We start from the raw sequence: 23,598 nt of genomic DNA, 5'->3' as shown, positions 1-23,598 counted from the left end.
GGATTCTAACGACCGATCCCGAACACAATTAGATCCGCATCAAAAGATGCCGGATGAAGGAACTGTAATGGCGCGTGGCTCCGTCCGGACCAAGATTTTTGTCATCAGCATGCGCAACGCTGCGCATCGGCGACACGCATTTATCAGCAGCGGTATTCCCAAATCCCTACCCTGGGATTTTTTTGATGCTCATGAGAAGCTGCATGCTGGTCTTCACTATGATGAAGACAAAGCGATCATTGCAAAAGGCCGACCACTCAAACCCGGCGAGCTGGGTTGCTTTTCGAGCCATCATGCCCTGTGGCAGAAACTGATCAGAGACGATGCAGATCAATATCTCATTCTCGAAGACGATATTCTTGCAGACTGGAGTTTCATAAAGTCACTTATCGCCGAAGATCACGGTGAGATGGGCCGTGACTATATTCGCCTGTATTACAAAAAACCGGCACCGCAGCGCATCTTGCAGAGGGATTTTGTTTGTCGGACCACACGGCTAATCGAGTTGTCCGGATATTGCTTTGGCACACAGGCTTATCTGCTGACCAAAAATGGTGCGCAGCGGTTCCTAGATCATATCAAAGCCGTAGACCGACCGATTGATGACAAGATGGACCGGTCATGGGTGCATGGTGTTCCCAATTTGGCGGTGTTTCCTTTCCCGGTGCTCGAGCGTGCGATTCCCAGTGCCATCGGGACATCTCGCTTTGAAACCTATCAAGTTCCCGAACGGCTGAAACTGCGGCGCTTTGTCTCTCGGCAACGCGAGCGCGCCGGTTACCAGATTTTCGGCCGTCGCCGTTTTCGATTTCAACTTTGACCAGTGAGTGACCAGCGTATGACGGACAAAAGCACTGAATTTTCTGACAATGCTTCCAGCACGGCTGGGGCAATGTTCGACAATTCGCTGCGCCAGAAAACGAAAAGCTCGCTCGGTTGGACCGTGACCAAAGCGCTGAGTGACCAAGTCTTCTCGTTGGTCATTTTCATCATGCTCGCGCGGCTGTTGACCAAGGAAGAAATTGGCATATTCGCGATGGTCTACGTCTTTTCAGAGGTCGGTCGGATTATCGCGACAGGCGGTCTTGTGCAGCTTATCGCGCGTGCCAAAAAGATAGACAATCTTCAGATTAATACGATTTTCTGGACCAATATGGGCATCGCGTTTGTCTATGTTGGATTGATCTGGATCCTGGCTCCGGTGCTGGCTGATCTCCTCAATCAGCCAGGATTGACCGATCCACTACGCATATTATCGCTGGCTTTGCCCATCAATGCATTGGGTGCCTCTCATTTCGCTCTGCGTCTGCGTGAATTTGGCCACAAAACTGTGGCGGTGCGCTCGATATTGGCCGGGATTATTGGCGGCACCACTGCGGTTGCTGCTGCCATGTCTGGATGGGGTATATGGTCGTTGGTCGTCCAGCGCTGTGTCACAGAAGCGGTTAGCACCATTCTCGCTTGGGCCTCTTATCGCTGGATACCGGCATTTCAGTTTAACTGGGCTCAGGCCAAACAGAATTTCGCCTTCACCAGTAACCTAACCATTGCCCAGCTTATCTTCCTCATGCTGGTGCGGGTGCAGGATTTGCTGATCGGTGCCAGCCTTGGGGCCGCCGCCGTCGGCATCTATCGGGTTGCATGGCGTTCAACAGAAATGTTCGCTGCCGCCGCGATACAACCCTTTTCAGCGGTTGGTTTGCAGATCTATTCCCGTCTACAGGACAACCCGACCGCGATGAAGCAAGCCTATAAGGCGATGCTCGGCATATGTGCTGCCCTGTCTTTTCCCGCGCTGGTCGGATTCGGAGTGATTGCGCCCGACCTTGTGCCGTTGGTGTTCGGATCGAAATGGGAAGCGGCAGGCACGCTGGCACAGGTATTTGCATTTATGGCGATACCCTACACGCTCAATTTCTTCGCCTCACCCGTGCTTTCGGCGGTGGGTAATTCACACCGCCAGCGCACTCTGGCGATCACACAGCTTGTAACAACCCTAATTCTGACCCTTATCGCCTTGCCGTTCGGGTTGACCGCAGTCGCCATCGCCTATGTTATCCGCTCTTACCTGACGCTGCCGTTACAAATGCGCTTCTTGAAAGAGGCCTCCGGCATCGGAATGAGAACGACATTTGATGCCATCAAAGCACCTTTCATTGCCTCAACGCTGATGGGCTTCCTCCTCTGGTCGACATTGCAAATTTTTGCAGACGATCAGCCCCTGTCGTGGATGAAGCTATTCGCAGCCATAGCAGGTGCTGCCTTGTTCTATGCCGCCGCATTGCTGACCATTTCCGCAACCTATCGCCGTTTAGTCACAGACTTCCTTCCCCTAAAGGAGCTATCCCCCAATGCCTGAACAACTCACCCTTCAAAACACCCAGTCGAGTAATATTGTTCGAGGATTCCGCGATACGATCAGCGATCGCATCAAGCCACTGCTGAACGATCATCCCTTCGCCTTGCTGGATTTTCCGGATCATTCCAATGTCGGCGACTCTGCCATCTGGCTCGGCGAGACGCAGTTTTTCGCTGATCATGCGAAACCTCCAGCTTACACAAGCAAATTGAAGTCCCATGACTCTTGCCAGATGGAGCAGGCGATTGGAGATGGCACCATATTTCTCCATGGCGGCGGCAATTTTGGCACTATCTGGAAGTCACATCAGGATTTTCGACTGAAGTTATTAGAGCGCTTCCGCGACCAGCCCATCGTACAGCTACCGCAATCGATATTTTTCGATAATTACGATGCGGTTGATGAAACGGCACGAGCGATTGAACAGCACGGGAATTTCACCCTGCTGGTCCGGGATCAACGCTCGCTTGAATTTTCACGCTGTCACTTCCAGTGCGAGGTATTTCTGTGCCCGGACATGGCGCTCTATATGGAGCCGCTCGAACGCCTGACACCCTCGCATGACTTCTATTACCTGATGCGCACCGATTTTGAACGATCCGTCCGGGGGAAGGCAGATCATCCGGGCCATTCGTTCGAAAGTGGTGACTGGTTGACCGAAGATAAGCTGCAGATGCGAATGACAGCAGCCACGGCCAAGCTGATGGACTTTGGTCACAGCCCCAATGCTGCACGCGTGCTGAAATATGATCGACTGGCCAATACCCGCCTGAAACGTGGCATAGCTTCGCTATCATCCGGGCGCGTTGTGGTGACCGATAGGTTGCATGGGCATATCCTTTCGACGTTGCTCGGCATCCCTCATGTCGCACTGGATAACTCATATGGTAAACTCCAAAATTTCATTCAGGCCTGGACGTCCGAAATTGGCTTCCTCCGAACGGCGGATACGCTCGAAGAAGCACAGGCGCTGGCCGAGGAGTTGCTGTCATGAAAGTAGCAGTAACCGGCCTGCGCGGTATTCCTAATGTCATGGGCGGCGTAGAAACGCATTGCGAAGAAATGCTGCCGCGTGTCAAAGGGCTCGACCCCGATCTCAATATTACGGTTTTTGCCCGAGCGCCTTATGTGAAGAAGCCGCGCTATAAGTATCGAGGTATTTCGATCGTAAGCCTGCCCTCACCTGTTTCGGTCTGGCGAGAAGCGATCACTTCGACTTTCAACGCGATCCTGGCCGCGCGGCGAACAAAAATGGATATTATCCATATTCATGCCATTGGTCCCGCCTTGCTAACACCTTTAGCGCGCTTGATGGGACTCAAGGTCGTCGTGACTCATCATGGCGAAGATTATAATCGCGCCAAATGGGGTCGTTTTCCTAGGTTTGTACTTCGCATGGGCGAACGGCTGGGTATGTTGTTTGCGGACCATGTTATCGCGGTCTCACCGTCACTTACGAAGAAACTGAAAAAGTCTTTTCCAGGATCAACCAGCCGCATTTCCTATATACCCAATGGTGCTCCCGAATTGCCCCGCTCGCCCGGTGATGCACTCGCCCGGTTTTCGCTGGAGGCGAATAATTATGTTCTAGCCGTTGGTCGTCTGGTGCCAGAAAAAGGATTGCATGATCTCATCAAAGCGCATGCTGACATCCGAGATGGCCGCAAGCTTGTTATCGTCGGTGGTGCTGATCATGACAGCGAATATTCCGAATCCTTGCTGAAATTAGCCAATGAGCGAGTAATATTCACCGGATTGCAAGATCGTGGAACCTTGCGTGAGCTCTATGAAAACGCTGCGCTGTTTGTAATGCCGTCCTATCATGAGGGTTTGCCGATTGCTGCATTGGAAGCGGGATCTTGTTCCACTCCCATGCTACTCAGTGACATTCAGCCCAATCGCGACATCGGATTGCCAGAAAAGGACTATTTCCCAGTCGGTGATACCAGTGCATTGGGGCAAGCTCTGAACAAACCCAATTATCTGTACCGGGTCGATGCATCGGAATTTCGCAAAAAATTTGATTGGGATGAGATCGCGCTCAGCACCTCGTCCATCTACCACAAGATAATGAGCTGACCGCTTTTATCAGAATCCGTTACGGTGAACGATAACCCCAAAGGTTCGGGCTAAAATGAGCAGATCATAGCCAAGCGACCAACGTTGTATATATTCTAGATCCGATGCCAGCCGCCGTTCTAAATCAGCGCGCGTCATCGTGGCGCCGCGATGTCCCCTAACTTGGGCCAGTCCGGTCAGACCAGGCATCGTTGCATGGCGTAGCCAGTAGTTCCGGTCAATTTCCCAGAACAGCTTGCTATCCGCCTTCGAACCCAACGCATGGGGCCGGGGTCCGACCAAGCTCATTGTGCCAAATAAAACATTAAATAATTGTGGCAGTTCGTCGATACTGGTGGCTCGGATGAACCTACCAACACGAGTAATCCGATCATCATCGCGATCGGTTGAACGGTCGCCATTAAAATCGCTGAGATTGTCGCGCATACTGCGAAACTTATAGATATTGAAAAGCCGGTTGCCGTGTCCCAGCCTTGGTTGCTTGAACAGGATCGGACCAGGACTCTCCATCTTGATGGCAATTGCCGTGATCAGCATCAGGGGTGCTAAGAACAAGATCGCAACAGACACAATGATGAGATCCATCAAACGCTTCAACCACAGTTGCAGGCGCGTCAAAGGTTTCACTTGCGACGCATGTGCCAATCCTGATGCTTGTTTTCCCGCGGGTACCGACCGGTAATGCCGATAAACATCACCGGCAACGCCGGTGCTTTTTAGAACCAATGCCCAATCATTGTGGCGCTCTATAGGGCAAGCAACGACAACGCGATCGATGGAACGAAAAAGATTCCCCAATTGATCAAGCATGGCCGGATTCGAAATATCAGGGTATAACCCAATCTCCTTCGCATCGATGACAGGTTGATCAAATATTGGCCCATGGGGAACGCCATCTACAATAATCAATTCACTCAAAGGATTGGTGCCTAACATCCTTTTAGCTACTTTATGACAAGCATAGCGTCCGCCCACGATCAAGGCCGATGAGATCAAGAAACCAGTGGCCAGGAAAGACGGATGGTGCTGCTTCAATATCGAAAGACCGAAGAGGATGAAGAGGATCAAAGCTAAGCTTGCAAATAATGAAGCGATAGTTCGAATCGTCGCACCAACACTGTTGAAAAGCGCATTCCTGCCATAGGCATTACTGTTTAGGCCTATTGCCAGAAAAATCGGAACGGACAATATGCCAAGCTTTAATCCAGGTGATGCAAAAGGTTGATCCAGCAACAACGCATTGCTTATCAGAAAACCGATAAATACCGCCAGCGCGTCTGACATCAGCATGATCGAATAGAGGCTGGCGCGTCGTGACCGCTTGGTCAAACCAGAATCGCTTTTGCCTTCGGTACTGTATGTGATTTTAGTGGCTGTGAAAGACGCATTTTGTAGTGCGCGGATAGTAGCGGTCATCCCAGAATCCTTTCACAATCGTCTCTGCAATATGGCGAGGTCAGATATTATTAAAGAGATTCAAAAACCAATGCTGCGCCGCAGCAACAAAATCTCTTGATCAATCCTTCTTTATCTTCATTGGATCGACTTTTCTGGCTCCTGCTAAAGTGAGACGGGTTAAAAAAAATTCCCCTGAGTATTTTCACTGCCATTGAAAAACCGGCTTGTCACCATGAGTTTTGAGTACCCAAGACGGGATGTGTATTCAACACGATTAGATACCATATGGTCTATCTATGGTTGTTCCGAACCGAATTTATATTCAGAAACAACTCGCCAATTTGGATGTTGCATCGCAATATGATAGTCGATCGGGAGCATAATTTTTGGATCACGTACGGACCACAAATATCGAATCGATAGAAGACATCTCTGATCTTAGCCGTAGCCTAAGATATACTTGGGCGCTAATCCTATCGGACTTGTATCGTTATGCAGGAAGACGTGATACGCGATCCTTTTTGCGTCACTTCCTGTTTACCCCAGGCTTCAAATATACAACAATCATGCGGCTCTGCGGGTGCTTGAAAAAGCGCCCGATCATGCGCTTCACTTGGTACCCGCCGCTAAAACTTCTATTGCTCCGATATCGGTATAAATATGGCATTGCTATCCCGGAATATACGAAAATCGGCCCCGGATTCTTCATCAACCGCTTTGGTAATATCATGATCAATGGCGATGCAATAATCGGCGCAAACTGTAATGTCACACATGGATCAATGCTGGGCCAGATGAACCGCGGGCCGAATCAGGGGTCGCCGATATTGGGAGATGACGTTTTTCTGGCCGCTGGTAGTAAAGTCATAGGCAAAATCACCATCGGCAATCGTGCTGCGGTGGGTGCGAACGCTGTCGTTACCAAACCGGTACCTGACGATGCTGTGGTTGGCGGAATTCCGGCAAGGATAATATCGATGAACGGATCTGATGGCTATATAAACCGCCGAGTCGATCCAGACTATACAACCCGATTTAGAGCTGTTTCTTAGTCATCCGTTTTAGAAAAAGCGTTCCACGATTCTGATTGTATCACCCGGATAAATTCGCGTGTTACTGCCCAGCCTGATTTTTACCTCATTGGGCTGGTCAGAGCGCTTGATGAAAATTTGCTTTTGCTGCGCACGATATGTGAAGCCATCAGCCTTCGCTATAGCCGCCAATATCGTCATATCAGGAATGTAAGGATATTCGCCAGGCTTATTGACTTCGCCCAAAACATATATTGGCCGAAAACTTTTTACCTCCACATTTACCTGTGGGTTGATAACATATCCATCTGCCAGAGATGCAGTAATTTGCTTGCCCAGACCGGCGGGAGAAAGACCTGCTGCTTGGATATCTCCAACCAGCGGGAACGCAAGAAAACCATTGGCACCAATAACAAATTCGCCGGTCAATGTTTCTTCACCATAGGTGATGATTTGAACCGTTTCACCCGCGCGTAGTTGATAAGATTGGTCGATATCCGGTTGCTCAGCCGTCTCGACAGGAAATGCACCCGAAGAGGCACAAGCCGTCAAAAGCAAAGTGAAAGCAAAGGCAGAGATAAGCTTCTGAACGGTCTTAGAAGATAATCGGGTTTCCATAAAATCTTTCCTAGAAAGCGACAGTAACCCCCCGAATATCTCTAGTAATGAAGGCGGTTTTGCTCAAGCACGGCACGACCATCGGAAAGACAAAATAGATAAATCGATCGAGGGCATAGCGATGGTGCGCCCGACAGGATTCGAACCTGTGGCCCCCAGATTAGGAATCTGATGCTCTATCCACCTGAGCTACGGGCGCATGCAGGCTGTTTAGCTTCAGCTTTGTGGATAGACCAGCGTCAATTTTGTGATTTTGGCGGTTTCACCGGCAATGGCAGCGGCAATATCTCAATACCTTCCTCATCAAGTTCAGCAGCATCATCCGCCGTTGCGGTTCCGTGAATCGGGGCTGCCTCTTTCTCTCCATAGTGAATGGCTCGAGCCTGTTCAGGGAAGTCTGTGCCAACCCATTCCGACTTCTCGAGAATCTTGGCTTGTGCTTCAGCAAGCTTGTCGATCAATTTGGCATATTCCGGGCTCACCTCAACCGCATTGCTGACAGGCTGAGCGCCTTCTGCTGAATCAGAAGCACCGGCCTCAAATCTGGATGGTTTGTCGCTGCTTGAACGCTGATTGGCCTTCATGCCTACATTTGGCGCCATCACAGCTTTCTCTACGGCTCTGCTTCCACAAGTCGGGCAGTCGATAAGACCCGCTAATTGCTGTTTATCGTAATCATCCGAAGAACCAAACCAACCCTCAAACTGATGGCTGCCATCTCTGCAGATAAGATCAAATACTATCATGAAGAAACCTTTGGAGGTGCAAATGCACGACGATTGGAAATCGCCGGAATGCGGCCCTGTATCTTGGCAATATCGGCCAAGTCAATATCGCATAGGCCTACACCAATGTCCGATCCCATGTCCAACAAGACATCGCCCCAAGGCCCTACCACCATGGAATGACCATAAGTCTCGCGGCCATCTTCATGCTTGCCAGACTGCGCTGCTGCAACCACAAAAACGCCAGCTTCAATCGCGCGCGCGCGCAATAATATCTCCCAATGGGCTTTTCCGGTCGGGACCGTAAATGCTGCCGGTATGGACAGGATGTCTGCACCAGCATTGGTCAACGACGCAAATAGCGAAGGAAATCGCAGGTCATAGCAAATGGAAAGACCCAAAGTTGCATCACTAACCGGTGAAGTAACCGCCTTTGTGCCGGCTTGATAGGCAGCAGATTCGCGCCACGTCTCGCCCGTATCAAGATCAACATCAAAGAGGTGGATCTTGTCATACTTCGCCGCGATCTGGCCCGATGGACTGATCAGGTACGATCGGTTTATCCATTTGCTTCCGTCATCGTCATCCAGTTTGATAGCCAGCGACCCAATAGCAAGCCATATGCTCCGGCGTGCAGCAGAATCGCGCGCTTCCTGCAGAACCACGTCGTCTGCCTCCTGACGAATATGCAGGCTCGCTCGGCTTCTATTGCGGTCAAGCAGGCCTGTCATCTCCGGCGTGAACAAGATCTCAGCGCCACCTTCTGCAGCCTCATCTACGTGGCTCCGCAAGGCCGAGGCATTAGCGGCAGGGTCTACGCCGCTGCACATTTGCGCCAAAGCTATGCGATTGGGCACTTATTCAGCCAAAAGCGCGTCTAACTTTCCTGCATCTTCAAGCGATGCAAGATCATCAGAACCGCCAATATGATCGTCATTGATGAATATCTGCGGCACCGTCGTCCGTCCTCCCGCACGTTGAATCATCTCTTCACGCTTGGCACCACCCATGCTGATGTCGGTTTCCTCAAACGCGACGCCCTTTTCCTTCAAAAGGGATTTCGCGCGAAAACAATATCCGCACGTGAATTTGGTGTAGATTTCGACTTTTGCCATAACGACATTCCATTATTTCTCTGCTTGTTCTGCAAATGGGCGTGATCACATATTAAATCAACTCTCTTAGAGCAGAACCACAGCATTCATCAGGGCTTGTCATAGTCCGTCAGAACTCTTGCCCAACAATAAACCAAAACTCTGGTAGCTCCCGATCCCTTGAGTATCTTGGCACAAGCATTGGCGGTAGAGCCTGTTGTGTAAACATCATCAACCAATATTATCGTTTTTCCAGCGATCTGACGTTCGGCACCAGATGAGATTCGAAATGCGTTACCGACTATCTTCCGCCGCTTTTTCGCAGACATGGACCGCAATGGTGGCGTGGCACTTTTGCGGAGAAGAATTTTGCTGTGCATCTCAAGGGAGTTTCTTTTGGCGAGCGCCTTCCCGATGAGCACCGACTGGTTAAAGCCGCGAGACCACAAACGCCAGCGATGCAGCGGAACGGGAACAATGAGGGTATCCTTCGGAACCTCCGGCAAAAACCTTTGCATATGCTGCGCAATAAGCTCTGCTAAACCCAAACGAACTCCATATTTCAGGCGCATGGCCAGAAGGCTGCTTTTATCGTCATATTCAACGACCGCGCGGACGCCATCATGCTCTGGACTTCGCTGTATGCAAGACACACATTGAGCGCCCTCAGCTTGGGCAAAAGCAAATGGTTTCCCGCAAGATGAACACCAAGGCTCGCTTAGAAAATTCAGGTCTTGCCAGCAGGCCAAACAAAACCGATTATCTGCTTCAACAGTCACACCACAAATCGGGCAGCGCGGCGGCAGAGCGAAATCAATGATCGTTTTCATCAGGGCCGACAAAAATCTCATTAATCCTTGTCGCCTGTTCGTCTCATAGGCACAAGACCATATGCAAAATGCAACTGATCCCAAGGAGTTATTCAATCGCGAACGGCGGCGTCGGTTCCGCGATCGTTCTTTTAGGCGCACTCAAGGCAAAGATTTCATCGGCCAAATAATGTCTGAAGAGATATTGGATCGGCTTTCTCTTATAAAAAGAGACTTCAAAAAATGTTTGTTGATTGGCCAAGCCAGTCATGTTCTCGCTGCAGTGCTGAATGATATGCAGATTGAAACAATCGCCGCTGATGCTGGATTCGATGCCGCTGCTGCAGCACGAGGCATACAATGTGATGAAGATCGCTTACCTTTTGTCGATCAAAGCTTTGACCTTGTTATCAACGTGGGTGCTCTGGACAGCGTGAATGACTTGCCTGGCGCTTTAACGCTGACACGCCGTATTTTGAAACCTGATGGCTTATTACTTGCCGCTTTCGTTGGTGCTGAAAGCCTTACGACCTTGAAGTCTTTAATGATGCAGGCCGAAGGCGATTCGGTCGCGCCACATATTCATCCTCAAATTGATATCAGAACGATTGGTGATCTCGTTTCCCGAGTGGGACTGACGTTACCCGTGATAGATAGTGATGGTCTGAACCTTAGATATGCCGACTGGAGCAAGTTGATCGGTGATATCAGGGATATGGGCGGCAGCAACGCCTTAGATGGTGATACCCACCCAATTTCGCGTAGCGTTTACAGCGAAGCAAAGCGTTTGTTTAAAGAACAAGCGGATACCGAAGGAAAAACAACTGAGCATATCGAGTTGATATATTTGTGCGCCTGGGCACCCCATCCCGGTCAACCAAAACCGGCTCGCCGTGGTTCTGGTCAGACATCGCTCAAGACAGCACTCACAAACAAGACTGATCTACAAAGCTAAGAGCAGCTGCTCAACCAAGGGCTGGTCAGCTGGTGGCATTTCAAGATGGCGTAGTTGGTGTACCGGAACCCATTGCATGGCCGTGGCTTCGAGATTCTGTGGCCGCCCCGTCCATTCATGACACGTATAAAGCAATAGCAGCAGATGATTCGCGCCAAGGGGTTCACTGGCAAATGCAACCGGCTTCAAAGTCTGCGCATCGATAGACAAGCCGAGCTCTTCTTTCAATTCACGGACAAGCGCAACTTCCGGCGTTTCGGCAGCTTCAACCTTGCCTCCGGGGAACTCCCAGAGGCCAGCCATTGGCTTTCCTTCCGGGCGCTGTTGCACCAGAATATTCTTCTTTTCATCGATGAGAGCAGCGGCAACGACAAACAGGTATGTCGGATTATTTTCCACTTTTTTTTGTGATGTAAGGATTTTGTTAATCCCTTTCTGTGAGAAACGGCTCGTTCGCAACTTAGCAGAACTTTTGATGTGAAGAGAGGGATATAATGGGACTGTTTAAAAAATTATATCGCTCGGAACAGGGGGCGACGGCCGTGGAATATGGTCTGATTTTGGCACTTATCGCGATCACCGCAATTGTGGCGATTAGCGGTGTGGCAAATTCGACCGGAAACATGTGGAATACAGTGGCTGATGAAGTAGTCGAGAATTCCTAAACGGCCGTATGCCATTAAACATTTAGAAAGTTTTCTGAATTAGTGTGATCAATATCGGCCCGAGTTTAGGGTTTGATTGGGTAAGTGAAGTTTGTCAAATATAGGAGACCAGACATGAAACTCGTACGTAAAATGTTTAAGAACGAAGAAGGCGCAACGGCTATTGAATATGGCCTGATCGCTGCTCTGATCGCTGTTGCAGCTATCGTTGCAATGGGTGAGTTGGGTAATACCCTCAGCAACACCTTCAACGAAGTTGAAGAAGAAATGGCTGGTTAATCTTCGGATTAATTTGAATTTCGGGACGGCAGCCTGCAAAGGCTGCCGTCTTTTTTTGTGCCTGCGCAACTGATCAATTCAGATCAACTCAGTAGGTAACGATCTTCACTTTCTGACCTGCGCGAAGACTGTCGGTAGAACGCATTCGGTTCAACACCAGAAAACGATCCTTCTGATAGCTGGTATAGGCCATTTTGCTCGCAAGACTGTCAATCGTATCACCACGCCTCACCGTCACAACATCAATTTTTCGTGGCTTGATAGCCGCTGCTTCCTTTGCCGTTAATCGCCTTACACTGTCATACATTGAGGAAAAGACTGACGCTCTTCCGGCTGGGGCCAATGTCGCGAAGTGAAAAGCACTGGTTTTCGAAAATTCATAAGCAAAAACCGTCACATCAACTTGGCCACTGCGGCTATTCACCCGTCCAATTGCATAGGATACCGGCAGGCCGTTGACTGTTGTCCTTTGAATTTCCCCATATGAAATATTCTGCCCCTTGCCAGACAAGGCCTTGAATGCGTTATCAATATAGGTTGTCATATTGCCATTATAGGGTCCTGTCGTAAATTGACCCTGACCAGCAGATCCGTTGATGGTCACTGCCCTGGTTCCATTTTGCATTGCAAAACCATTAGGCACTGTGAATTTCAACTTAAGATCGGGATGTAGAAAGCTGTTGCCCTCAATCACGCCTTGTTTCGGGTCATCGCCATAAAGAATTCCATCAACATTTTTCAAAAACGCCTCGCGATTGCGAACGCCTCCTGAAACTCCTAGTTTTCCAGCATTTTTTGCGGCTCGCGAAACTCGTTGCACCGGATTGGGGTGCGTACTTGCCCATTCAGGTACACCTCTTGCATCCCGGCCAGCCACTCGCGCATCAATTGCCGATTGCGCCGCAAGGGACTCTAGCATGGTCGATAGTGCATCAGGGGCATATCCTGCGGATGCCAGATATCTTATACCAAGATCATCTGCTTCATATTCTTGTTTCCTCGAATATCGAAGTGTCAACAACTGGCTACCGGTGCCAAATACCTCCTGACCTAACTTCCCCAGAGCAGAGTCTCCCAGCAACACGGCCGCGCCAATCTGACCCAAAGCACCCAGAAGACTATTTCGCTTTGCTGCTTTTTGCCTTTTCCTGCCATGTTCAGCAGCGACATGGCCAACTTCGTGTCCCAGAACCCCGGCCATTTCCGCTTCATCATTCATCAAAGCCATAAGCTGTCGCGTCAAATAGACATACCCCCCTGGTATGGCGAAAGCGTTGTTCACGGGGCTGTTGAGTAATGTGACGGTAAAATCACTGCGCGCATCACCCAAACCTGATTGTACCGCAATATCCTGACCAATCCGAACAACATATGCGCTCTGAGGACCAGTATAAGCGCCTCCAAATTCCTGCAGCAGTTGCGGATGAGCTTCAGCTCCCTGACGCTTGTCCTTGGCGGAAATCGATCTTACTTCGCCTTGCTCGCTTGACGAGCGACTGCCAGCTGACTCAACTGAGCCAGCATCAGCACCCGAGCCGCCGCAAGCCACCAATGATAGTATCGCTGCAGTCGAAAGAAATTTTTTGGATATGGTTCTCATCAGACTCTCCTTGCCGACAATGTATATGACAGCGCGGTTCAGCGGAAGAGCAGCGTATGTAAAATAGCGTAGCCAACGCTCAGATGAGCCTGATTTCATTACATAATCTGTTGCTTCAGAAGCTATAGAGAGCCGATTTTGAGGAATTTTTCGCGGCGCATGGCACGTAATTCCTTTCTATCCAATCCTTTTAAGGCTTCGATTTCTTCGGCAATAGCCTTACCCAAATTGGCAATGCACAGTCGAGCGTCTCGATGCGCGCCACCAACAGGTTCTTTCACGATACGGTCAATGACATCGAGCTTTTTAAGGTTTTGCGCCGTGATTTTCATCGCATCTGCTGCGACATCGGCCTTGTCGCCGGTGCGCCATAATATTGATGCACAGCCTTCTGGAGATATGACCGAATAAACCGCATGTTCCAACATTAACACGCGTTCTGCTGCGGCCAGCGCCACAGCACCACCAGAACCGCCTTCACCGACTATGACCGCCACCATTGGTACGCCAAGCGAGAGGCATTTTTCCGTCGAGCGCGCAATGGCCTCGGCTTGTCCGCGCTCTTCTGCTGAAACGCCGGGAAATGCGCCTGAAGTATCCACCAAAGTCACAACAGGCAAAGAAAACCTGTCCGCGATATCCATTAACCTGATGGCTTTTCGATAGCCTTCCGGCTTTCCCATTCCGAAATTATGTCGCAACCGGCTTTCTGTATCGTCACCCTTTTCATGCCCTATGACGAGGAGCCGTTGCTCACCCATTTTGGCGAAGCCGCCAATAATAGCCTGGTCGTCACCAAAGTTCCGATCACCTCCGAGGGGTATAAATTCGTCGAACAATTTCGCAGCAAAGTCCTTGAAATGCGGACGCTCTGGATGACGGGCCACCTGGGTCTTCTGCCAAGGGGTCAGACTCGAATAAGTATCCTTGAGCATTTTTGCCGATTTGGCCTGTAATTTTGCAATTTCGGACTCAATGTCGAATGAGCCTTCGTCCGCCGTCTCACGAAGTTCAATAATCCGCGATTCAAGGGCGGCAATCGGTTTTTCAAAATCGAGGAAAGATGTCATGATATTCGGTTAGAACCGCCAGACAAAAACGTCAACGCGAGAGATGATGACGGCCTAGTGGATGTCGGCTATTTACCAGCTCAACCAGTCGAGCACTATCGACATGCGTGTATATCTGGGTGGTACTTATATCGCTGTGCCCCAACAATGTTTGCAAAGCACGGAGGTCCGCTCCCCCTTCCAACAAATGTGTTGCAAACGCGTGCCGCAAAACATGAGGGCTGATTTTCCTGGGATTGATGCCAGCTTTGGAAGCCAGTCCTTTGATAATCTGAAATAGTCTTACACGGCTAAGGTGACCCGTTCGTGATGGAAAAAGATATTTTTCCGCTGGATCAACATAATCGGCCCATTTTCTAATTGCTTCCCGCGCGCGATCCGAAATAGGGACCAGGCGTTCCTTTCCTCCCTTGCCGCTGATAATCAAAAACGGACGATCTGCCATTACCGATTTACGTGGCAAGGCAACCAATTCACTGGCTCTGAGACCCGAACCGTATAAAAGTTCGACAAGAGCAGCCAGTCGTACGTCATTTGGTCTCGCCTCCGTCGACTCCGATCCGGTTTCTATCGCTTCGAACAGCTTTGCAATTTCCTCATGGGACAAAATTTTGGGCAATGAACGCTGTCCACCCGGCCTGGGAAGAGCATCGGAAGGATCATCTCCCCGAAAACCTTCTTCAACCAGAAATCCAAAAAACCGCCGCAAAGACGAGGCTTTGCGAGCCACACTGTTATTCTTTAGGTCGCTCCAGGTCGTAGCAATGTCCTGTAAGCCCATTTGATCGACATTCGCCAGTGAACCCTTTGCTATGCTCGATGCCTGTTCCAGGTCGGATCGATAAGCGGCCAATGTGTTGACGGAAGCTCCGCCTTCGACGGCCATCATTTCCAAAAATCGGTCAATATAGGCAGCATCATTGCTCATATGGATCGACGATAGCGATGGCCGGTATCAATGGGAAGTCCAGCAACTTGTTTCAGCGATTATGTTCGCGTCAAAGCCTCTGCGGCAATCATCCGGGCTTCAGCTTCCATACCAACGCGTTTCAATGAGCGAGTAATATAGAAGAGATGGAGTGGCGACATGACATTCCAGTCCCGGCCCTGCATACCAACAGCAGTCAACAGGGCAACCGTGCCTGCCTGTCCGCGCTGAGCGGCCGATTCTATTGCTCTCGTCCATTTGGTTGTTTCATCAAGATCAAGGTCGAGATCATTGCTCAAGCGCTCAATGGTGGACGCATCTTCACGGCCCAAGCCAGCGAGAGACGCCAACAGGAACCTGCTCTTCAACTGCCCTGCGCTTTCATCATTATCCGCAAATTCATCAAATGCCGTGTTGTCAATTGTGACAACGGGATTGGGTGATCCCACCGCCAACAGAGCCCAACCATTGCTGCCAGGTTCCACTTGATTCGACCAACTCGCTGCATTTCTGTCCAAGCCAGCCGATAGCATTGATGCGATCAGATCCGCACTGCTATCTTCCAGATTCGATGATGCCGGGATCCTCGCTGCGGCACGTGCGGTGAGAATTTTTGCCGAATATGAGGTCAAAGCTCCGTTAGAGCGAGTCCATAAAGAACGCATCGCATCAATGCGGCCCGTAGAGGTCGGGTCAGTATAAGCCCGACGCAGGGTGGACGCCCGAGCTTTTAAATCGTCGCTTGCCTCCGGATCATCATAGGTCGCCGCATATAGATCGACCATCGCCTTGTTTGACAGCGTACCGATAGCCGCCGCTGTATCTGCTGCCTTCATTCGCGAATTGCGCGACAACATGGGTGCCCTTGCCCGCCACCCCTGTACATGGCGGCCAGCTTGTTCATAGAGTCGATCAGGCGGCTCGACTCCCGTTGCCGCACCTAAACCAAAACGCCAGTTGTTGAAAAATTCAATATCGTCCCACTTTATCGTTACCGCTCGGCGGCCTTGGAAACCCGCACCAACGGTTTTTTCCGCGAGCAGATAGTCGATACCAGTGGCGACTTTATTTTGCTGTGCCCGGTTTAACAGTGCAGAGGCTCTGCTTTGCTCTCCGGAGAAAGACGCACAAATGGGACCGAACATAATCCACGTTGGCGCATCACTCACGTCTGCTCCACCTTGGACATAAGGGCAAATTCCGGCGGGATCAGCCGTTGCCAAATGGGCCTGCATCGCAACTTCATAGAGCCGCGGAGTGAAATTTCCTCCGTCAACCTTCAACACCAGCGAGCGGGCAGCGTCTGCTTCACCCATCAACAAGAGCCGCCATGCGCGTTCAGCAACCCAATCAGCAGGATTTACATTCTCTGGACTGTTCACCTTGCTCAACAGCGTCCGGCGCAACATGATCGATGCCCAGCGGGAAATTATTGGGCCGTTCAGATTTGTAATGAGATTAGTGAGATATTGTCCACCTTCTGCACCAAATCCATCCACCGCGATACCACCTGTATCGCCGGTCAATACTCCAATTTGCTTCAGTGAACGGCGCGCGCCTGCCGGCAGATAATATTGCGGCTGCAAGGCGTCATCCAGCTCGCTCAAATCGCTATCTTCATCCAAGTCCAGAATTGACGAAGGTGAAGATGTCGCGACACCCGACAAAGAATCGGAGTCACCAATATCTGGCCCGCTGGACGGCGGCGGCGTTGGGCTGCTGACCGGACCGGGTGTTGGCGTTGGAGCAGGTGTGGGCGCAGGAGCGGGGGCTGGCGTCGGAGCAGGCGCAGGAGCGGGATCGCCAAAACCAGGCGGAAGTAGAGATTCTGGCGAACTCTGACCCAGAACTGGTAACGACACTGCAAGCGCCACGGTGCCAGCAGCGGCTAAAGATATATGTTTCAGGTGAAAGCGCATAGCTTAGTTCGTCTCTTTGACAATAACGGGCTTTTCAACTGGTTGCATTTCCTGCTCCACATCCATCGAAGCCAAAAGAAACATCCCGCCAATTATAACAACCAGAAAGACAATCAGAAAAACCAAGTTCCGCGACATCTTTGTTCTACTAACTCTCTTGTTATCAAATTTACAGCTACAAACGCATTGGGTTTTGCACTCGATCGCTTCCTATGTATAGCCTTTGCATCAATGGACAAAAACATGAAAGACCCTTTTGACCGATCCACCGAAGAATCCGGTGAGAAGTGTGGCAAAGTGATCGATAAACCGTTGGTTTTGATCGGTTTAATGGGTGTTGGCAAAACCACCGTCGGCCGCCGATTGGCCAAGAAGTTGAATTTGCCCTTCGTCGATGCTGATGAGGAAATCGAAAAAGCAGCAGATTTGAAAATTGCCGAGATTTTTGAGCGATTTGGAGAAGATTATTTTCGCGATGGCGAACGTCGCGTGATCGCGCGCCTTATGGAAGAGGATCGTCAAGTAATCGCCACCGGCGGCGGCGCATTCATGAATGACGAAACCAGAGAGCTGATATTGTCCAAGGCAACGGCGATATGGCTAGATGCAGACATTGACATTTTGGTCAATCGCGTATCGCGCCGCGACACGCGACCGCTTTTAAAAAACGGTGATCCTGAGACAATATTGCGCGATCTAGCCGCAAAGAGAAATCCAGTTTATGCAATGGCTCATCACCACGTTACGGGCAATGACGCGCCACATGATTTGACGGTTAATAATATTATCAAGGCACTACGCAAATGAATCGAATATCCGTCAATCTTGCGGGCAATGGATATGACATATTGGTCGAGCCCGGTGCGCTAGATGCTGCTGCACTGCATCTCAGTCCGCATATTCAAAATGAACGTGTTTTCGTGATAACCGACACCAACGTCGCTGCTCAATACTTGGCACCATTGGAGTCCAATTTGCAGAAATCCGGCATTGAAGTGATCAGCCATGTGCTGTCTGCCGGAGAGCAAACCAAAAGCTGGGCGACCCTGGAGCAATTGACAGACTGGCTGTTGGACAAGGGTGCAGAGCGGTCCGACACATTGATCGCGCTGGGCGGCGGTGTAATTGGTGACCTTACTGGCTTTGCCGCATCGATATTGAAACGCGGTTGTCATTTCATCCAAATACCGACCAGCCTGCTCGCCCAGGTGGACAGCAGTGTAGGCGGCAAAACAGCAATTAACAGCCGCGCAGGGAAAAACCTGATTGGGCGCTTCAATCAACCAAGGTTCGTTCTCATCGACCCGCTGGTACTCAACACGCTCTCAGATCGCGAATTACGCGCCGGCTATGCTGAGGTGGTTAAATATGGCCTGATCAACAACGCACCATTTTTTGCATGGTGCGAAGAAAATGGGTCTGCGCTGCTGGACCGCGATCCCGATGCCCTCAGCTACGCCATTACCGAAAGTGTTCGCGCAAAAGCTGGCATTGTTGCTGAGGATGAAAAGGAACTCAGCGGTCGCCGCGCACTGCTGAATCTGGGTCATACCTTTGGCCATGCTCTAGAGGCTGAAACCGGTTACTCCAGCGACCTGGTGCATGGGGAAGCAGTTGCGGCAGGGATGACACTGGCTTTCCGATATTCGGTCCGGCGCGGCCATTGCGATGATACTGATGCACAACGGGTAGAAAGTCTTTTAAAAACTGCCGGATTACCGCACAGTCTGGCCAGTGCGTCTGTCGAAGCACCGGGTGAAAAGCTTGTTCAGCATATGCTGCATGACAAGAAGATGACTTCAGGAAACCTGCCCTTTCTTCTCGCCAATGGCATTGGTCAGACGTTTCTTGCCAGTGATGTTGATTTACAGGATGTTGCCGCGTTTCTGGATCAAACCGATTAAACGCCGGTCTAGTCACCACCCTTATTTGATACCGTAATTCCAAATCCCAGATGCTTTCCGGCGAGCATGTCACCGGCTGCGCGTTGTGCCTCCAGACGATCACAGTCCAGTTGCCGGAATTCGCGGTCCACTTCATCGATCAAGGATTCATCGACATCGATTGCGGTCATTGTCTGCCGGGCCAAATGGATTGCTGATTCAAATACTTCTCGCTTAACCCCATCAAGACCTGCCTTTTTCACTTCCAGCAAATGAACGCGGTCATAAGCACGGACAAATAGCTTGGCTTCTGGAAAGGACATTTTGATCATTTCCAGCTTTTCAGAGTTGAGCTCCTTGCCATCCATGCAGAAAACAATGGCCGAACATTGGTCAGCGCCTGCACCCCGTAACAAGTCTACCCGCGTTCCATCGCCATAGAACACCTTGCGGCCGAATTTCTGGCTCACACCAATTTGCTGCGGTTTGATATCTATTATCGTGACCGGAATATTCGCCCCGCTCAGCATTTGAGCAACTGTTTGGCCAAAACGCCCGTGACCAACCACTATAGCGGATGCCTGCCCTGCCTGGGAAGGGTCATCTAGATCCACATCGCCTTCGGTGCGAGCGACATTGAATCGCTCAACGATCAGCATCAACAAAGGTGTTGTCGCCATCGAAACTGTGATGACAGCACCAAAGAGACTGCTTGCTTCGGGTTGAATCAACAGTGCTTTTTCAGCCTCGGCAAAAAGCACGAAACCAAATTCGCCGCCCTGGCTGAGCAGCATGCCCATACCTAGAGCAGGCAATGTGTCCATCCCGAACAACTTGCCGAGACAGAAAATGATAATGATTTTTGTCGCCACAAGTGCCATCGCGGCACCGAAAACAAATGCGGTATTTTCCGTAATCACATCGATATCCAGCATCATACCGACAGCAAGGAAAAACAGCCCCAGCAAAAGCGATCGGAAAGGATCGATATCCGCTTCCAGTTCATGGCGATAAGGGGAATTGGCCAACATCACACCGGCAATGAAGGCACCCAGAGCTGGCGAAAGACCGATCAGCTCCATCAACGCCGCGCTACCGAACACCGCGACCAGTCCTGCAACAATGAACAACTCTCGCTCAGCAATTTTGCCGATCAATTCTAAAGCGGGCTGCAAAACATAACGTCCTGCAAGGATCAATCCTCCTATCGCCAGGACACCCAGAACTGCGGTCAGCCAGCCTGACAGTTCACCAGGTTCAGCGGGTGCACGGGACAATGCCGCAACAATTGTCAACAAGGGGATGATCGACAGATCCTGAAACAACAGGATCGAGAATGCCTTTTCTCCGGTTGGAGTATTAAGCCTTCCAGAGGATTGCAACATGGGCAAAACCTGCGCTGTGGACGACAGCGCAAGCGGCAATCCCAACGCGATGGCAGCGCCGAAAGTAAAATTCGTTGTTGCCATAATGAGCAGAAAGAGTGCCAGTCCGCAGAAAGCAACCTGACTTAATCCAAGGCCAAATATTGCCTTACGCAATCGCATTAAACGGGCAGGTGCCAATTCCAGGCCAACCAAGAATAACAGCAAGATGATACCGATTTCCGAAAATTCGAGAATCGTCTCGCCTTCACTGATCAAACCAAAGCCTTGCGGGCCAATCATGATACCCGCAATCAGATAGCCAAGAACAGCGCCAATTCCGAACTTGCGGAACAGTAGCACCAATATCAATGCCGCACCGAGCATTATGAAACCGCCAAAGAGCAGATCACTCATATGTGCTTCTGTTCCGTCCATTTGTTAAGCCGCCTCATCTTTCTTTGCAGCGGCCTCGAAGGCGGCCAGGATCGCGTCATAGGGCAATAAGATGGCTGCATGTCGCCCTACATGCTCTTTAGCTGCGACCAAATGATTCATATTCATCCATTCGCCAGGGCTATGCTCAACCCCTCGCAAAAAATCTGCAAGCTGCTGTCTGGTTTTTGCGATCTCTTCTTCCGATTTACCAATCGCTTCTGTTGCCATGATAGCGGCAGAGGCCTGTCCCAATGCACAGGCATTCACCTCTATTCCCAGTTCAGAGATCGATCGGTCATCCGATAATTTGATATCGGCAGTCACGCGGCTGCCACATGTACGCGAACGCGCTTCAGCAGTTCCATCGGCTTTATCGAGCCTCGACTGATGTGGAATCGAAACAGCTAGCCGCAAGATATCGCGAGTGTATAGCGCTTCACTCATTCTGCAGCCTCCGCCATTTCACGCCGCTCTTCAACAAATTGAACCAGGGCGTCTCCGCTGGCATTGAGCAACGGATATGTTCGGGAATCAACGATCCATTCTGGGCGTGGCTCCCCAGCGCCGTAAATGGTATCATAAACCAGCACCACCAACAGGTAAGCCAATGTCGCGCCAATCAGGCCCTTTACCAACCCAAACCCAAAGCCGAGCACCCGATCAATCGGACCGAGCAGTGATTTACGCGATTTACTGCCGATTGATTTGGCAACCCAGCGCCCCAAAGCGTAGGTGACAATCACAATAGACCCAAAGGCTAGCACTGATGCCCCACCCTCATTGCCAATGGGAGAGATGAAAAATTCAGTTACTGGGGTGTGCAAAAAACGGACCGCGAAAACAACCAATAGCCAAGCGATAAGAGACAGTGTCTCCTGCACAAATCCGCGCAAAAATCCGAATATAGCGGCTCCGCCCATCAACAGCAGGACAAAAATATCGAGGCTAGTCATAAAAACTAGCTAGTCGCGGCCAAGCATATGGTCAACGAGATTGGCAAGCTTCGCAAAGTTCACACAATTCACACCGGCTGAAGCCGTTTCCTTTGAAGCCGGAAGCAACGCCCTGCCAAAGCCCAGTTTGGATGCCTCTTTTAAACGCAAAGTCGTGTTTGATACTGGCCGAATTTCACCCGAAAGCGCTATTTCGCCGAAAATGACAGCATCGCTTGGCATTGGTTTTTCAGCATGAGCAGAAATCAGGGCCGCCGCAACGGCAAGGTCAGCTGCCGGGTCGGTTAAACGATATCCACCTGCAACATTGAGATAGACCTCTGCCCCAGAAAAACTCAGGCCGCAACGCGCTTCGAGCACTGCCAATATCATAGCAAGCCGGGAACTGTCCCAACCGACAACAGAACGGCGCGGGGTTGCCCCACTGGCCAGCCGGACCGTTAGAGCTTGAATCTCGACCAACACCGGGCGCGTCCCCTCCAACGCCGGAAAAACGGTCGCGCCGGTGACTTCTTCGCTGCGATTTGTCAGGAATAGCGCAGACGGGTTCTGCACTTCGCTGAGCCCCATTTCCTCCATCGCAAAGACGCCAATTTCATCGGTGCCGCCAAAACGGTTTTTGATCGACCGCAATATCCGGTATTGATGGCTGCGTTCGCCTTCAAAGCTCATCACTGTATCAACCATATGCTCAAGCACACGCGGTCCAGCGATGTTACCATCCTTGGTCACATGACCGACCAACATAAGCATCGTGCCATGTTCCTTGGCAAATTTGATCAGCTCCTGAGCTGATGCTCTCACCTGGCTTACCGTTCCCGGAGCGCCTTCGATGAGATCGCTATGCATGGTCTGGATGGAATCGATCACCGCAAAATCCGGCGCATCCTTGCCCAATGTGGTCAAAATATCGCGCACGGAGGTTGCTGAAGCCAATTTGACGGGGGCTTTTCCAAGCCCCAGCCGCCGTGCGCGCAACCTTACCTGATCTGCCGCTTCTTCGCCGGAAATATAGGCAACTGAACATCCCGCATTGGCGAGCCGAGCAGAAACCTGCAGCAGCAGTGTAGATTTTCCGATACCGGGATCGCCGCCCATCAACGTCGCCGACCCGGCAACCAGTCCGCCACCAACGGCGCGATCAAATTCTTCTATTCCAGTCCTTTTGCGCTCTGGCAGCTGTATTTCAGAATCCAGTCCGACAAGCTGAACCTCCCTGCCCCCGCTTTGCAGGTTATGTTTGGCGGCAAAAACCGTATCGCCTGCTTCCTCGACTAACGTATTCCATTCCCCACAATCCGCGCACTGCCCCTGCCAACGATGGGAAATCGAACCGCAACTTTGGCAGACATATTTTTTCTTCGGTTTGGCCATAAACGCTATTTATCAGAACAAATATAGAACACCAGTCTTTTCATTCATTCACAATTC

At 50.7% G+C, this 23,598-nt stretch carries 26 protein-coding genes and 1 tRNA gene; 10 read left to right on the top strand and 17 right to left on the bottom strand.

The genetic code is table 11. From position 1 onward, the window contains the following. Positions 1 to 67 precede the first annotated feature (67 nt). The 4 genes from BS29_RS04325 to BS29_RS04310 are packed head-to-tail and all read left to right on the top strand — an operon-like array spanning position 68 to position 4,438. Entirely contained in the window at positions 68 to 820 is a 753-nt protein-coding gene (locus BS29_RS04325; RefSeq protein WP_229955992.1) for a glycosyltransferase family 25 protein, read from the top strand. 18 nt (positions 821 to 838) lie between these two features. After that, complete coding sequence (locus BS29_RS04320) at positions 839 to 2,359, top strand: lipopolysaccharide biosynthesis protein (protein ID WP_229955991.1); 1,521 nt, start codon at positions 839 to 841, stop codon at positions 2,357 to 2,359. Continuing rightward, positions 2,352 to 3,353 carry a polysaccharide pyruvyl transferase family protein gene (locus tag BS29_RS04315; protein WP_229955990.1) on the top strand — a complete coding sequence of 334 codons (1,002 nt, stop codon included), beginning with the start codon at positions 2,352 to 2,354 and terminating at the stop codon, positions 3,351 to 3,353. The genes BS29_RS04320 and BS29_RS04315 overlap by 8 nt, the downstream gene beginning before the upstream one ends. Next, positions 3,350 to 4,438 carry a glycosyltransferase family 4 protein gene (locus BS29_RS04310; protein ID WP_229955989.1) on the top strand — a complete coding sequence of 363 codons (1,089 nt, stop codon included), beginning with the start codon at positions 3,350 to 3,352 and terminating at the stop codon, positions 4,436 to 4,438. The genes BS29_RS04315 and BS29_RS04310 overlap by 4 nt, the downstream gene beginning before the upstream one ends. Before the next feature lie 9 nt (positions 4,439 to 4,447). Here BS29_RS04310 and BS29_RS04305 read toward each other — a convergent pair whose 3' ends face one another. Continuing rightward, the gene (locus BS29_RS04305; protein WP_229955988.1) at positions 4,448 to 5,722 is read right to left on the bottom strand and encodes a sugar transferase; all 1,275 of its coding nucleotides are present in this window, start codon (positions 5,720 to 5,722) and stop codon (positions 4,448 to 4,450) included. Positions 5,723 to 6,438: 716 nt separating this feature from the next. On the opposite strand from BS29_RS04305, the gene BS29_RS04300 reads away from it, so the two are divergent. After that, on the top strand, positions 6,439 to 6,888 hold the full coding sequence (locus tag BS29_RS04300) for a serine O-acetyltransferase (RefSeq protein WP_229955987.1): 450 nt from the start codon (positions 6,439 to 6,441) through the stop codon (positions 6,886 to 6,888). A gap of 9 nt (positions 6,889 to 6,897) precedes the next feature. Here the strand turns inward: BS29_RS04300 and BS29_RS04295 are convergent, their stop codons facing one another. The 6 genes from BS29_RS04295 to BS29_RS04270 all read right to left on the bottom strand — a co-directional run bounded on the left by BS29_RS04295 (position 6,898) and on the right by BS29_RS04270 (position 10,155). Then, complete coding sequence (locus BS29_RS04295) at positions 6,898 to 7,485, bottom strand: polysaccharide biosynthesis/export family protein (protein WP_229955986.1); 588 nt, start codon at positions 7,483 to 7,485, stop codon at positions 6,898 to 6,900. A 122-nt stretch (positions 7,486 to 7,607) separates the two neighbouring features. Further along, positions 7,608 to 7,684, bottom strand: a tRNA-Arg gene (locus tag BS29_RS04290). Positions 7,685 to 7,724: 40 nt separating this feature from the next. Continuing rightward, positions 7,725 to 8,231 (bottom strand): DUF1178 family protein, encoded by a 507-nt coding sequence (locus tag BS29_RS04285; protein WP_229955985.1) that lies wholly within the window; start codon positions 8,229 to 8,231, stop codon positions 7,725 to 7,727. After that, positions 8,228 to 9,040 (bottom strand): carbon-nitrogen hydrolase family protein, encoded by an 813-nt coding sequence (locus tag BS29_RS04280; protein WP_229956941.1) that lies wholly within the window; start codon positions 9,038 to 9,040, stop codon positions 8,228 to 8,230. Before BS29_RS04280 ends, BS29_RS04285 begins: the two co-directional genes overlap by 4 nt. A 27-nt stretch (positions 9,041 to 9,067) precedes the next feature. Next, entirely contained in the window at positions 9,068 to 9,325 is a 258-nt protein-coding gene (gene grxC, locus BS29_RS04275) for a glutaredoxin 3 (RefSeq protein WP_229955984.1), read from the bottom strand. An 89-nt stretch (positions 9,326 to 9,414) separates the two neighbouring features. Then, entirely contained in the window at positions 9,415 to 10,155 is a 741-nt protein-coding gene (locus tag BS29_RS04270) for a ComF family protein (RefSeq protein WP_229955983.1), read from the bottom strand. A gap of 40 nt (positions 10,156 to 10,195) precedes the next feature. Between BS29_RS04270 and BS29_RS04265 the strand changes: the two genes are divergently transcribed. After that, the gene (locus tag BS29_RS04265) at positions 10,196 to 11,068 is read left to right on the top strand and encodes a methyltransferase domain-containing protein (protein WP_229955982.1); all 873 of its coding nucleotides are present in this window, start codon (positions 10,196 to 10,198) and stop codon (positions 11,066 to 11,068) included. On the opposite strand, the gene BS29_RS04260 is transcribed toward BS29_RS04265, so the two are convergent. Next, positions 11,057 to 11,467: a (deoxy)nucleoside triphosphate pyrophosphohydrolase gene (locus BS29_RS04260; RefSeq protein ID WP_229955981.1), complete on the bottom strand. Its 411-nt coding sequence runs from the start codon at positions 11,465 to 11,467 to the stop codon at positions 11,057 to 11,059. The two genes, BS29_RS04265 and BS29_RS04260, sit on opposite strands and share 12 nt — an antisense overlap. A gap of 95 nt (positions 11,468 to 11,562) precedes the next feature. On the opposite strand from BS29_RS04260, the gene BS29_RS04255 reads away from it, so the two are divergent. Together BS29_RS04255 and BS29_RS04250 are read left to right on the top strand one after the other, a co-directional pair. Further along, entirely contained in the window at positions 11,563 to 11,733 is a 171-nt protein-coding gene (locus BS29_RS04255) for a Flp family type IVb pilin (RefSeq protein WP_229955980.1), read from the top strand. A gap of 114 nt (positions 11,734 to 11,847) precedes the next feature. Next, complete coding sequence (locus BS29_RS04250) at positions 11,848 to 12,012, top strand: Flp family type IVb pilin (protein ID WP_229955979.1); 165 nt, start codon at positions 11,848 to 11,850, stop codon at positions 12,010 to 12,012. 88 nt (positions 12,013 to 12,100) lie between these two features. Here the strand turns inward: BS29_RS04250 and BS29_RS04245 are convergent, their stop codons facing one another. The 5 genes from BS29_RS04245 to BS29_RS17460 form a co-directional block, all read right to left on the bottom strand. Further along, complete coding sequence (locus BS29_RS04245; protein WP_229955978.1) at positions 12,101 to 13,612, bottom strand: M48 family metalloprotease; 1,512 nt, start codon at positions 13,610 to 13,612, stop codon at positions 12,101 to 12,103. Between the two features lie 122 nt (positions 13,613 to 13,734). Then, positions 13,735 to 14,682: an acetyl-CoA carboxylase carboxyltransferase subunit alpha gene (locus tag BS29_RS04240; protein WP_229955977.1), complete on the bottom strand. Its 948-nt coding sequence runs from the start codon at positions 14,680 to 14,682 to the stop codon at positions 13,735 to 13,737. A 31-nt stretch (positions 14,683 to 14,713) separates the two neighbouring features. After that, a complete protein-coding gene (locus BS29_RS04235; RefSeq protein ID WP_229955976.1) occupies positions 14,714 to 15,610 on the bottom strand; it encodes a tyrosine recombinase in 897 nt (298 codons plus the stop codon). Between the two features lie 59 nt (positions 15,611 to 15,669). Then, complete coding sequence (locus tag BS29_RS04230) at positions 15,670 to 17,529, bottom strand: hypothetical protein (RefSeq protein ID WP_229955975.1); 1,860 nt, start codon at positions 17,527 to 17,529, stop codon at positions 15,670 to 15,672. A gap of 3 nt (positions 17,530 to 17,532) precedes the next feature. Next, the gene (locus BS29_RS17460) at positions 17,533 to 17,667 is read right to left on the bottom strand and encodes a hypothetical protein (RefSeq protein WP_268255412.1); all 135 of its coding nucleotides are present in this window, start codon (positions 17,665 to 17,667) and stop codon (positions 17,533 to 17,535) included. 105 nt (positions 17,668 to 17,772) lie between these two features. Here BS29_RS17460 and BS29_RS04225 point away from each other — a divergent pair, with 105 nt between their 5' ends. Together BS29_RS04225 and aroB are read left to right on the top strand one after the other, a co-directional pair. Beyond that, positions 17,773 to 18,336, top strand: a complete 564-nt coding sequence (locus BS29_RS04225; RefSeq protein WP_229955974.1) for a shikimate kinase — start codon at positions 17,773 to 17,775, stop codon at positions 18,334 to 18,336. Further along, on the top strand, positions 18,333 to 19,433 hold the full coding sequence (gene aroB, locus BS29_RS04220) for a 3-dehydroquinate synthase (RefSeq protein WP_229955973.1): 1,101 nt from the start codon (positions 18,333 to 18,335) through the stop codon (positions 19,431 to 19,433). The genes BS29_RS04225 and aroB overlap by 4 nt, the downstream gene beginning before the upstream one ends. Positions 19,434 to 19,441: 8 nt before the next feature. Here the strand turns inward: aroB and BS29_RS04215 are convergent, their stop codons facing one another. From BS29_RS04215 to radA, 4 genes are read right to left on the bottom strand one after another with little or no spacing between them, the layout of a single operon-like run. Continuing rightward, a complete protein-coding gene (locus BS29_RS04215; RefSeq protein ID WP_229955972.1) occupies positions 19,442 to 21,214 on the bottom strand; it encodes a monovalent cation:proton antiporter-2 (CPA2) family protein in 1,773 nt (590 codons plus the stop codon). A gap of 3 nt (positions 21,215 to 21,217) precedes the next feature. Continuing rightward, positions 21,218 to 21,658 carry an iron-sulfur cluster assembly scaffold protein gene (locus tag BS29_RS04210; protein ID WP_229955971.1) on the bottom strand — a complete coding sequence of 147 codons (441 nt, stop codon included), beginning with the start codon at positions 21,656 to 21,658 and terminating at the stop codon, positions 21,218 to 21,220. Further along, complete coding sequence (locus BS29_RS04205; RefSeq protein ID WP_229955970.1) at positions 21,655 to 22,167, bottom strand: CvpA family protein; 513 nt, start codon at positions 22,165 to 22,167, stop codon at positions 21,655 to 21,657. The genes BS29_RS04210 and BS29_RS04205 overlap by 4 nt, the downstream gene beginning before the upstream one ends. 9 nt (positions 22,168 to 22,176) lie before the next feature. Then, the gene (gene radA, locus BS29_RS04200) at positions 22,177 to 23,541 is read right to left on the bottom strand and encodes a DNA repair protein RadA (protein ID WP_229955969.1); all 1,365 of its coding nucleotides are present in this window, start codon (positions 23,539 to 23,541) and stop codon (positions 22,177 to 22,179) included. Positions 23,542 to 23,598 lie beyond the last annotated feature (57 nt).

The sequence above is a fragment of the Parasphingorhabdus litoris DSM 22379 genome, from assembly GCF_020906275.1.
Taxonomy (GTDB): Bacteria; Pseudomonadota; Alphaproteobacteria; order Sphingomonadales; family Sphingomonadaceae; genus Parasphingorhabdus; species Parasphingorhabdus litoris.
The sequence above is the reverse complement of the archived record's forward strand: the minus strand, read 5'-3'. Positions and strand labels throughout refer to the sequence as shown.